Source organism: Litorisediminivivens sp. KMU-197, from assembly GCF_056858395.1.
Map to the genome: position 1 here is coordinate 985,884 of NZ_JBXEQG010000001.1, position 12,039 is coordinate 997,922.

7 protein-coding genes are annotated in these 12,039 nt (G+C 66.5%); 4 read left to right on the forward strand and 3 right to left on the reverse strand.

Annotated features, from left to right (window positions below; genetic code table 11):
- Positions 1-4: 4 nt before the first annotated feature.
- Both AC04PT_RS04755 and AC04PT_RS04760 read right to left on the reverse strand, forming a co-directional pair.
- Positions 5-1,303 (reverse strand): PQQ-like beta-propeller repeat protein, encoded by a 1,299-nt coding sequence (locus tag AC04PT_RS04755; RefSeq protein WP_482872386.1) that lies wholly within the window; start codon positions 1,301-1,303, stop codon positions 5-7.
- Positions 1,304-1,369: 66 nt separating this feature from the next.
- The gene (locus AC04PT_RS04760; RefSeq protein ID WP_482872387.1) at positions 1,370-2,026 is read right to left on the reverse strand and encodes a tetratricopeptide repeat protein; all 657 of its coding nucleotides are present in this window, start codon (positions 2,024-2,026) and stop codon (positions 1,370-1,372) included.
- A 218-nt stretch (positions 2,027-2,244) separates the two neighbouring features.
- Between AC04PT_RS04760 and AC04PT_RS04765 the strand changes: the two genes are divergently transcribed.
- From AC04PT_RS04765 to AC04PT_RS04780, 4 genes are all read left to right on the forward strand, one after another.
- Entirely contained in the window at positions 2,245-3,567 is a 1,323-nt protein-coding gene (locus AC04PT_RS04765; RefSeq protein WP_482872388.1) for an efflux RND transporter periplasmic adaptor subunit, read from the forward strand.
- A complete protein-coding gene (locus tag AC04PT_RS04770; RefSeq protein WP_482872389.1) occupies positions 3,564-7,295 on the forward strand; it encodes an efflux RND transporter permease subunit in 3,732 nt (1,243 codons plus the stop codon). The genes AC04PT_RS04765 and AC04PT_RS04770 overlap by 4 nt, the downstream gene beginning before the upstream one ends.
- Before the next feature lie 130 nt (positions 7,296-7,425).
- Positions 7,426-9,252: an ABCB family ABC transporter ATP-binding protein/permease gene (locus AC04PT_RS04775; RefSeq protein ID WP_482872390.1), complete on the forward strand. Its 1,827-nt coding sequence runs from the start codon at positions 7,426-7,428 to the stop codon at positions 9,250-9,252.
- 107 nt (positions 9,253-9,359) lie between these two features.
- Positions 9,360-9,767, forward strand: coding sequence for a lysozyme inhibitor LprI family protein (locus AC04PT_RS04780; RefSeq protein ID WP_482872391.1), 408 nt, complete (start codon positions 9,360-9,362; stop codon positions 9,765-9,767).
- A gap of 6 nt (positions 9,768-9,773) precedes the next feature.
- Here AC04PT_RS04780 and AC04PT_RS04785 read toward each other — a convergent pair whose 3' ends face one another.
- A complete protein-coding gene (locus AC04PT_RS04785) occupies positions 9,774-11,942 on the reverse strand; it encodes a LysM peptidoglycan-binding domain-containing protein (RefSeq protein ID WP_482872392.1) in 2,169 nt (722 codons plus the stop codon).
- Between the last annotated feature and the right edge of the window lie 97 nt (positions 11,943-12,039).

Consider the following 12,039-nt stretch of genomic DNA (forward strand, 5'->3'; position numbering starts at 1 on the left):
TACATCAGCCGCCGTAGGCCTGCAACTGGCCGTTTTTGGTGACGATGTACATCACGCCATTCGCCACTACCGGGTTGGCGGTCGCGCCGCCGGGGATCGTCGCGGTCTTCAGCAGTTGTCCCGAGGCCGGATCGAAGGCACGCAGCACCCCGTCGCCGCCCGCGACATAAAGCCTGCCGCCCGCGATCACCGGCCCGTAGTTGCCATAAATGCGGTCGCGCCTCCGCGGGCGCTGCGTGGTATAGCCGGGCAGTTCCACCGACCAGACCTGCGCACCATCCGAGGCATTGACCCGGATCAGCTCGTTGCGGTCCGAGATGAAGAACACTGCGCCGCCGGTCGCCCAGACCGGCTGCAGCGCCGCGTCGCGCGCCGTCCAGATGCGTTTGCCGGATCCGACGTTCAGCGCCACCAGCCGGCCGGTGTGGTTGGCAACGTAGACGGTATTGCCGACAACAACCGGATCGCCGGTGATGTCGCTGATGCGGTTGATCGCAAAGCCGCCGCGCTGGCCGGCGATAGTGGCGTTCCACATCTGCAGACCGCCCTTGCGAAAGGCGCCCTGCACCGCGCCTGAACCATAGCCGAAGATCGCGTATTGATCGGTCAGCGCCGGCGCGGGACCGCCGTGGATGTTGTTGATGTCCTCGATCCCGTCAAGCTGCCAGCGGATGCGTCCACTGTCGGCTTCAAGCGCCCATGCGGTCTTGTCGCCCGCCACGAGGTAGACCAGCCCGTCGAAATAGGTGGGAGAGGCCGATCCGGTGGCCTGCAGCTTCTGGCTCCAGACCTCGCGGCCCGTGGCCGGGTCCAGCGCCGTCACGGTGCCATAGCCCGAAGTGACGTAAAGCCGTCCGCCGCCAAGCGCCAATCCGCCGCCCGAACCCTGACCGGTGCCGTCGCGCACGGGTGCCACGTTGTGGGTCCAGAGCGTCTGACCCGAGGTCGAGGTCGCAGTGACCTGCGCGTCGCTGTCCAGCGTGAAGACGAGGCCGCCGCTCACCACCGGGTCTGCGGTAATGCGGAACTTGCGCTCGTCGCCCTGCCCGATCGGCGCCGACCACAGCGGCCGCAGCGCGGTGCCAAAGGCCGGGTGGTCGGTCCGCGTGGCCGGTGTGCCGTGGCCTTGCAACCAATTGGCGTTGCGCGTTGCCGGGGCCAGCCGCAGCGCCTCGGCGGCAGCGGTCGCGGGCGCCAGCGTGGCATCCTCGGGACGGATCGCCTGACGCTCGCCGGGCAGGATCACCTCGCGCTCGCAGGCGATGAGTGCGGCGAAGGCACCCAGTCCCAGCAAAGTCCTCATCTTAGCCGTTGTCACCTGTCGTGCCCCCGTTCGTCGCTGTCGTCGCTCCTGCCGGATTAGCCCCGGTCAGGCGGCGTCCAGTTCACCACCCAAGGCGACAATCACCTGTGTGACGCGCTGGCGCAAGCCCGCGGTCACCTCGGCGTCTTCGAGAATGGCCTGAAGTCTTTGCAGTGCGGCCTCCCGGTCACCGGTCTCCACCTCGACCAGCGCCAGTTGCTCTTCCGCCAGCAGCCGGATCGGGCTGCCGGCGCGGGCCAGCGCCTCGAAGCCCTGGCGGCGTTCGTCGGCCTCGACGGTCCCGGACTGCAACAACAGCAGCTTGAAGCTGGCAAGGTCACGGTAGATCTGCGGCACCTCACCGTTGCGGGCAATCTCTCCGAGGGTGGCGATGGCCTCGGCGTCCTGCTCGGTGCTGCTTTGCTCGGCCGCTGTCAGCAGGCCAAGCAGGGCCGCCCCACCGGGCGTGCCCGCATCCACCTCTTCCAGCGCGGCGATACGCGCCTCCGGCTCTTCCGAACCCAGGGCCGCGAGGATCGAATCGCCCAGGGCTTCCGCGGCAGCGCGATCCTGCGCGCGGGAATATTCGCGCCACGCCGCGCCGCCGACGATTAGCAGCACCGCGAGGATGCCGATCCAGCCATAGCGCCTGAGCAGACCGAACAGCCGGTCGCGGCGGACCTCCTCGGTGACCTCGTCGATGAAACTGTCGTTGTTGCTCACGGTGGCTTGCCTCTTCCCCGATATTCGCGGCTGTCATAACCCGGCCTGCGGCAAGTGCCAAGGCCCGCACGGGGTGCGGCAATAGGCGCCACGGCTTCACAACTTGCGCCGCACCGCAGTAAAGTCTAATCTGAACCGGTTAGTTCAGCTTAGTGCCCTTACTTGTCCCACAGTGAGTTCGCGGGATGGCCTTGGGTAGAGGATCGAGAAGGCACCTCATGCGACTTATACCGATTTTCACCGCATTGGCCGTGATGGCTGTTTTGGTTTTGGCGGTGCTCCAGCGCGAGGCCCTGTTCGACTTCGCGCGTGAAAACCATCTCGCCCGTCTGCTGGGCGGTGACGACCCCGCGGCCGATTCCGATGTTCCCGCGGTCGTCGAAGACGCACCTGAGGATGTCACGCAAGCCCCCGAGGGCGTGCGCGTGGTGGCCTATCGCTCCGAGGCGCGTCGGGTCGATACCGCCGTTATCCTGCGCGGCGAGACCGAGGCCGCTCGCGAAGTCGACGTCAAGGCTGAGACCTCCGGGCTGGTGATCTCCGACCCGCTGCGCAAGGGCGCATTCGTCAAGGAAGGCCAACTGCTCTGCCAGCTTGACCCCGGCACCCGCGTCGCCTCACTGGACGAGGCCGAGGCGCGGCTGGAAGAGGCCCGCGCCCGGGTGCCCGGTGTCGAGGCGGGGGTGCCCGAGGCCGAAGCCCGCGTCGAGGAGGCCCGCGCGCGGTTGCAGGAGGCCGAGATCAACGCCCGCGCCGCCAGCACCCTCAGCGAGGGCGGCTTTGCGTCGGAGACCCGGGTTGCCGGAACGCAGGCCGCCGTTCGCAGCGCCGAAGCCTCGGTGTCGGCGGCGCTGGCCGGACTGGAAACCGCCCGATCCGGTTTGAAGGGCGCGCAGGCATCGATCCGCTCGGCCGAGGCCGGTGTGGCCGCCGCGCAAAGAGAGATCGACCGCCTGAAGATTACCGCCCCCTTCGCCGGGCTGCTGGAATCCGATGCTGCCGAGCTTGGCACCCTTCTGCAACCGGGCGCGCTCTGCTCCACGATCATCCAGTTGGACCCGATCAAGATCGTCGCCTACGTGCCGGAAACCGAGGTCAACCGCGTCCGGCCGGGCGCCCCTGCCGGCGCGCAGCTTTCCGAGGGCAGCGAGGTTCTGGGCGAGGTCACCTTCCTGTCGCGTTCGTCCGATCGGACCACGCGCACATTCCGCGTCGAGATCACCGCCGACAATGCCGATCTGACCATCCGCGCCGGACAGACCGCCGAGATCGCCATCGAAGCCGAAGGCGTCAAGGCACACTTGCTGCCGCAATCCACCCTGACCCTGAACGATGAGGGCCGTTTGGGCCTGCGCAGTGTCACGGAAGATAATACCGTCGCCTTCCTGCCTGTCACCCTGCTGCGCGACACCCGCGAAGGTGTCTGGGTCGCGGGTCTGCCTGACAATGTCGACGTCATCACGCTGGGTCAGGAATATGTCGAGGACGGCGTCAAGGTGATCCCCACCTACCGCGACGCGCTCGCGGAGGCCACGCAATGACCGGCGTCGTCGATTGGGCCGCGTCACGCGCGCGGATGGTGATGGCGTTCATCATCCTGTCGCTGCTGGCCGGCGCCTATGCCTATGTCGGCCTGCCGAAAGAGGGCGAGCCGGACATCGAGATACCCGCGCTGTTCGTCTCGGTCCCCTTCCCCGGCATCTCGGCTGCCGACAGCGAAACCCTGCTGGTCAAGCCGATGGAGACCGAGCTTTCCGATCTCGACGGTCTGGAAACCATGTCCGGCACCGCCTCCGAAGGCTATGCCGGGATGGCGCTGGAGTTCGAATTCGGCTGGGACAAGACCAAGGTCATGGCCGATGTGCGCGACGCCATGAAGGACGCCGAGGCCAAGTTCCCCGAGGGCGCCGAGCAATACTCCATCAACGAGATCAACTTTTCGGAATTCCCGATCGTCATCGTCAACCTGACCGGCAATGTGCCAGAGCGGACAATGGCACGTGTTGCCAAGGACTTGCAGGACCGTGTTGAAGCTTTAGATGCAGTGCTGGAGGCCGGCATCGCCGGCAATCGCGACGAGATGCTCGAAGTGCTGATCGACCCGCTCAGGCTCGAGGCCTACAACGTCACCGCGGGCGAGCTGATCAATGTCGTGCAGAACAACAACCAGCTGATCGCGGCGGGTGAGATCGAAACCGCTCAGGGGACTTTCGCGGTCAAGATCCCGTCCAGCTTCGACGAGCCGCGCGATGTCTACGACCTGCCGGTGAAGACCAACGGCGACCGGGTGGTCACTCTGGGCGACCTTGCGACCATCCAGTTGACCTTCGAAGACCGTATCGGCACCGCCCGCTTCAATGGCGATGAGACGGTCGCGCTGCAAGTGGTCAAGCGCAAGGGCTTCAACCTGATCGACACCGCCAGCGAGGTAAAGGCCGTCGTCGCCGAGGCGCAGAAGGACTGGCCGCCCGAACTGCAGGCCGCCGTCGAGGTCGGCACCTCCAACGACCAGAGCCGCGTCGTGGCCTCGATGGTCAGCCAGCTCGAAGGGTCGGTGCTGACCGCCATCGCGTTGGTGATGATCGTGGTGCTGGGGGCGCTGGGCACCCGCCCCGCGCTGCTGGTGGGATTCGCCATCCCGACATCGTTCCTGCTGTGCTTCGTGCTGTTGGGGGTGATGGGCATCACCATCTCCAATATCGTGATGTTCGGGCTGATCCTCGCCGTGGGCATGCTGGTGGACGGCGCCATCGTGGTGGTGGAATACGCCGACAAGCGCATCCGCGACGGAGTGGGCCCCATGCACGCCTATACCGAGGCCGCCAAACGCATGTTCTGGCCGATCGTGTCCTCGACCGCGACCACGCTCTGCGCCTTTCTGCCGATGCTGTTCTGGCCGGGTATCCCGGGTGAGTTCATGGGGATGCTGCCGGTCACGCTGATCTTCGTGCTCTCCGCTTCGCTGGTGGTGGCGCTGATCTACCTGCCGGTCATGGGCGGTGTCACCGGGCGGATGAGCCGGCTGTTCGCACGCTCCTCGGCCTGGCTGGAGCGCAGCTTCCCCTGGATCGTCCGCGCGGCCTTGGTGCCGGTGGCGCTGCCGGTGATCTTCGTCGGCGCAATGCAGACCCTCAATCCAGACTACCTTTTCGAAAACGACGCCGACGGCATCCTTGCGGTCCTGCCTGGCGCCGTGATCTTCCTCGTGGGGGCCTTCATGGCCTCGGTCACTTTAGGCGCCGTCGAATTCCACACACACCGCAAACGCATCCGGGCCGGGCGCCGCCGGTCGCTGTTCGGCTGGATCATCAAGCTGATCGCCGGCAATCCGATCATGCCCATTCTCACCGTCGCCGCCGTCATCGGCTTTGTCGTCTCGGTCTTCGGCTACTTCGGCGAGAACAACAAGGGCGTCGAGTTCTTCGTGGAAAGCGAACCCGAGCAGGCCATCGTCTACGTGATGGCGCGGGGCAACCTCTCGCTTGAGGAAAAGGACGCCATCGTCGCGCAGGCCGAAGAGATCGTACTGGCGCATCCCGGCATCGACAATGCCTTCGCCTTCGCGGGCGACGGCGGGCTCAATGCCAACACCGGCGGCGCCATGCCGCCCAAGGACACCATCGGCCAGATCCAGCTTGAAACCGTACCGTGGGAGGATCGCGCCGACCGGCCCGACCTCGACGGCGACATCGTGCTGGACGAGTTGCAGGCGCAGCTTGAGCAGATCCCCGGCATTCGCATCGAGATTCTGGCCCAGGCGCGCGGACCGGCCTCGGCCAAGCCGGTGCACCTGCGGCTCAAGGGCGACGACTGGGATCGGTTGATCAGCGCCACACAGACGGCGCGCGCGCAGTTTGAAGCGACCCCCGGCCTGACGCTGATCGAAGACACCCTCCCCCTGCCCGGCATCGACTGGCAGATCGACGTCGATGTGGAAAAGGCCGGTCGCTTCGGCGCTGACGTCGCCACCGTGGGCGCCATGGTGCAACTGGTGACGCGCGGCATCCTGCTCGACACCATGCGGGTGGACAGCTCTGACGAAGAGATCGAGATCCGGGTGCGCCTGCCCGAGGAAGACCGCGTGCTATCGACGCTGGACACGCTCAAGGTGCGCACCACCGGTGGCCTCGTGCCGCTGTCGAACTTCGTCACCCGCCAGCCGGTCGCCAAACTGGCCGAGATATCCCGCGTTGACGGCAAGCGCTTTTTCGACGTCAAGGCCGGGATCGAAACCGGCCTGACCACCTTCGTGCGCGGCGAGGGCGACACGGCCGATCTGCTGGCCTACGGCCGCGTGGCCGAGGATGCCCCCGCCGACCTCACAATCGGCGCTACGGGCTATGTTGTGGACAGCCTCACCGACGGCACCACCCTGCCGTTGCTTCGGGAACTGGCCGGTGCCCAAGACCTTCGCGCCGTGCCGCTCACGGCTAATGAACGCATCGCACTGATCTCCAACTGGCTTGAAACCGCGCCGTTTGGCGCGGGTATCGAGACCGAATGGACCGGCGATCAGGAAGATCAGGAGGAATCGCAGGCCTTCCTGCAATCGGCCTTTGCGGGCGCGCTTGGGCTGATGTTCATCATCCTGCTGGCTCAGTTCAATTCGTTCTACAACGCGGTTCTGGTGCTTCTGGCGGTCGTGCTCTCGACCACCGGCGTGTTGATCGGGATGCTGGTGATGGACCAGACCTTCAGCATCATCATGACCGGGACCGGGATCGTCGCGCTGGCAGGCATCGTGGTGAACAACAACATCGTTCTGATCGACACCTACATGGAATACGAACGCTACATGCCCCGGATCGAGGCCATCGTGCGCACCGCTGAGGATCGCATCCGACCTGTGCTTCTGACCACGATCACCACCATGGCCGGCCTGACGCCGATGATGATCGGCCTCAGCCTCGATTTCTGGAACGGCGGCTATTCGATCGACAGCCCCACGGCGCTGTGGTGGAAGCAACTGGCGACGGCGGTGGTGTTCGGGCTGGGCATCGCGACCGTCCTGACGCTGGTCTTCACGCCCGCCATGCTGGCGGCGAGGGTCTGGTTCTGGACCTACGTGTTCTGGTTCGCCCGCCTGCTGGCGCGGCTCGGCCAGGGACGGTCGAGCAAGGCCGCGCAGGATTGGGCGCTGAACCGCAAGGCCAGCAGGATCCGCCACCCCGAAATCCTCTGGACCGACACCCCCATCCCCGAGCCGGTGGCGGTGGCCGAGGCCGAAGCCGACCCGGAGCCGGAACTGCCCCTACGCGCGGCGGAGTGACCGGACGTGTCGACACGACCGGGCCGACCCGTCAAAGACCGAGCCGCCGCACAGGCCTCCTGCATCCGTGCACTGGCCTTTGCGGCCACGGACGCATAGATAAGTCCGGCCTAGCCTGAGAAAGATCGCCATGACCGCCACCGACGCGAACACCGCCGAGGCCGCCCCCGCCGTTGCCGAAGAAGAACGCCGCTCAGGCTGGCGCACCATCCGCCGTGTCGCGCCCTATCTCTGGCCCGATGCGCACCCTTGGGTGAAACGCCGCGTTGTCGGCGCGCTGGCGATCCTGGTGCTGGCCAAGCTGATCGCGGTGGTGACGCCGATGCTCTACAAGGCCGCCGTGGACACGCTGGGCGGCGACGCTTCGCCCATGCTGCTGGGCGCGGTCGGGCTGACGGTGGCCTACGGCATGGCGCGTCTGATGACCAACGGCTTCCAGCAACTCCGCGACGCGCTGTTCGCCGCCGTCGGCCAACGCGCGCTGCGGCAGTTGGCGCTCGAAACCTTCAGCCACATCCACCAGCTGTCGCTGCGCTATCACATCACCCGCAAGACCGGCGGGCTGAGCCGCATCATCGAACGCGGGGTGAAGGGTGTCGACTTCCTGCTGCGCTTCATGCTGTTCTCGATCGGCCCGCTGGCGTTGGAGCTTTTCCTGATCGCCATCGTGCTCTTCTTCCTGTTCGATATCTGGTATCTGGCGGTGGTGGCTCTGACCATCGGGCTCTACGTCTGGTTCACCTTCACGGTCACTGAATGGCGCGTGAAGCTGCGCCGGCAGATGAACGATCAGGACACCGACGCCAACCAGAAGGCGATCGACAGCCTGCTCAACTTCGAAACCGTCAAGTATTTCGGGGCCGAGAAGCGCGAGGCCGCGCGTTACGACGTGGCCATGGCGGGCTACGAGACAGCGGCGCTCAAGACCTCGTACTCGCTGGCGTTCCTCAACTTCGGGCAGTCCTTCCTGATCACCGCCGGGCTGGTGGGCGTCATGGTCATGGCCGCGCTTGGCGTCCAGAACGGCGATCTCACGGTCGGCGATTTCGTCATGGTCAACGCCTACATGATCCAGATCACCATGCCGCTCAACTTCCTCGGCACCGTCTACCGCGAGATCCGGCAGAGCCTTGTCGACATGGGCGAGATGTTCACCCTGCTGGAGCAGCCCGCCGAGGTCACCGACAAGCCGGACGCCAAGCCGCTGCATGTCACCGGCGGCTGCGTCGCCCTCAACGACGTGCACTTCGGATATGATCCCGCGCGGCCGATCCTAAAGGGCGTCTCGATCGCCTGCGACGCCGGGCAAAAGATTGCCATTGTAGGCCCCTCCGGGTCCGGCAAGTCCACCATCGGGCGGCTGCTGTTCCGGTTTTACGATGTCACCTCGGGGTCGCTGACAATTGACGGGCAAGATGTGCGCGACGTCACGCAGGAAAGCCTGCACAACGCCATCGGCGTGGTGCCGCAGGACACAGTGCTGTTCAACGACACCATCTTCTACAACATCGAATATGGCCGCGAGGGCGCCAGCCGGGACGAGATCATCGCCGCCGCCAAGTCGGCTCAGATCCACGACTTCATCGAAAGCCTGCCCGAAGGCTACGACACCATGGTCGGCGAACGCGGATTGAAGCTTTCGGGCGGCGAGAAACAGCGCGTCGGCATCGCCCGCACGCTCCTGAAGAACCCACCGATCCTGCTGCTGGACGAAGCGACATCGGCGCTCGACAGCGAGACGGAACAGGAAATTCAGGGCGCGCTCAACCGGGCCGCCGAGGGCCGCACCGTGCTGATGATCGCACACCGCCTGTCCACCGTGGCAGAGGCCGACCTGATCGTCGTGCTGCAGGATGGCGAGATCGCCGAACGCGGCACCCACGCGGAACTGCTTGCGAAAGACGGCCGCTATGCCAGCCTCTGGCGTCGCCAGCAGGCCGAGGACGAAGCCGCCTGAGCAAGGAACCGCGGCCTGCCTCCGCCGGTTTCAACTCTGCGCGAGCCTCACTGGATCGGATCCGGTGCCCGTGGCAGGCTCGCGCTGTTCCAAGCACGAGGTCCCACATGCGCCTTGCCTGTTCACTCGCGGCGGTCTTTGCAACGCTGCTGCTCGCCGCGCCCGCGCCGGCGGCGCCCAGCTTCGCCTGCGGCAGCCCCCTGACCCCGACCGAGCGCGCGATCTGCGATACGCCGATCCTCGGCGACCTCGACTGGATCATGGCCGACCTCTATCGCGACGCCCGCGACAACGCGCCGTCCCTGTCCCGGCAGGCGCTTCGCCGCGAACAAGCTCTGTGGCTGCGCTGGCGGGACACCTGCGGCCGGGGCGTCTCTTGCCTGCGGCGACGCTATGAGCAACGGATCATCGACCTCGCGCCGGCACGGGGGCTGCCGCCCGGCTTCGGCTGCGCGGAAAGCCCATATGGCGGCGTGCCGATCAGCGCCGACCTTCTGCCGCCAAGAGGGGGCTGACCGGCGCTAGTCCGTCGGGATCTCGTCATCTGTCGGCAGATCGAAGACCTGCCCGGGATAGATCAGATCGGGATCGCGGATCTGGTTGCGGTTGGCGTCGAACACGCGCACGTAAAGCAGCCCCTCGCCATAGCGGTCGCGGGCGATCTGCCACAGCGTATTGCCGGGCTGGACCGTGACAACCTTGACCGGTCCGCCCTCGGCGCCCCCTCCCGCCCGTTCGAGCGCGTCACGGTCTTCGCGCAGGAAAGGCGTTTCGGCCCGCGACCGGACCTCGCCTGCTGCATCGACCTCGTCGACCCGCAGCACGTAGACGCCATTATCCACCTCGGGCAGATCAACGCGCCACGACCCGTCGGGCCGGATACGCGAGGTCGTGACCGGCGTATTGTCGAGGTAGACCCGAACGAAGCCTCCGGCCTCGGTATTGATCCCGCGTCCGGACAGCGCAACTTCGCCCGCGTCGTCATAGCTGATGGCGTCGATGGCCACCCGGTCCAGCACCTCCGGTCCGGGCAATACCCGCACCCCCTCTTCGTCCGAGGCCAGCAGCCGGGGCGAAGACGCATCTTGTGAACCGGACTGGTTGGGCGCAACAGCCGTACCATCGCCAGCTTCCGTGGCTTGGACGGTCCCATCGGCAACCGTCTCGGCCTCGCGCGCGGCATTTCCGTCGTCGAGAGCCTGGGCCGCATCGTCGGTCGCGGCAACCGCGGCAATCTGGTCCGTATCCGTGTCATTCCGGCTTTCAGTCTCAGCCGGCTCGACTGCCAGAGTGGCCTCCTCCACCGGTGTCGAATCTTCAACCGCCGCGACCTCGCCAACCGGATCCGCAACTGTGCCGATCGGGGTTGCCTCATCGGCTCCGTCGTCGGAGACAGACGCGTTTTCGCGCGTCGGGCGATCCGCCGTGGTATTGGCATCAGGTGCGGTGCCGTCAACGACCTCCGTTTCAGGCCCGACGCTCTGTGTCGCCGGCTGTTGCTCTGTACGCGATGTAGTCACATTGCTCTCGGCCTGACGCGCCGTCACCATCTCGGTCCCGCCCGCTTGGTCAGAGGCCGCTTGGTCATCGCCGGACGACGTCGCCACGGCGGCAAGCCCGCCCTGGTCCGCGCCGGTCGGGGCATCAACCTCCGCTGGCGTGGTCGTTCCAACCTGCATGGGCTCGCCACTTGCTGCGTCCGAGGTCGGCCCATCCGCCACTACCGCGCCAGTAGCGCCGGAATTATCTTCCTGCATTGCCACCGAAACATCGACGCCTTCCCCAGCATCACCGGCGACAGGCCGAGACGCATCCTCACTGTCCTCGACAACCGAACCGGCTGTCGTGATTTCTTTCGCCGCGGCGGGCTCGTCGCTCGCCGCCACTTCGCGCACATCCTCAGCCGCCTGTCCCGCAGACCCTGCCGACGTCGACTGCTCAGGGGCGCGCTCCACGCCCTCCGACCCGAAACCCGGGCCGGCTTCCTCCGGCGCAACCAGGCTCAGTGCAGGCTGATCTCCGGCAAGGCCGGTCTCCGAGGCAAAGGCGATCACGTCCTCCTCGGCGCTCCGGTCGTCCGCCGCCAGCGCCACCTCGGCCGCAGGCTGCTCCGGGTCCGGCGCCCCGGCCGCCGCGATTGCGCCGCCCGCTTCGTCCCGCGTGTCCGCGCCTGCGTCCCCGGCATCCACGGCAGCGGTCGCGACCCGCGTCGCAGCTGGGCCGAAGGGGGCGACAATGATTTCGGTCTCGGCAAAGATGTCGCGGTCGCCCACTCGCATGGCGAGGGTCATCATCCGTGGCTGCGGGCTGGGCAGGATATTCATGAGGCCGGCAAATTTTCCGTCACCGCCGGAGGTCAGCGTGGCTATCTCGGCGCCGTCGAGAAACACCTTCACCAGCGCCGCGGGCAGCCCCTGCCCGGCCACCAGCGCCGAGCCGTCGGCTTCGATCCGGACCAGATCGAAACTGGGTGGCGCAAAATCGGCTTCCGTCGCGGGTGCTGTGCTTTCCGGTGCCTCGCTCGTCGGCGCCTGCGCCCGGTTGGCAGGTTCCGGAGTCGTCATCGCGGCGGTCTGATCGCCGGTGCCCGACCCGCTGTCCAGCCGGTCCAGCGACCACAAGACATAGCCCGCCACGGCCACCGCCACGCCGACGGCGCCCCCGCCAAGCACCCGTATCCAATTCGTCATGATCATCCCCTTCGCACACCCACCGTCCCCAAGGGATGCGCCCATCGTCTTTTGGCAGCAGATTTGCACGGTTTGCAAAGCCTCTGCCTCCAAAAAA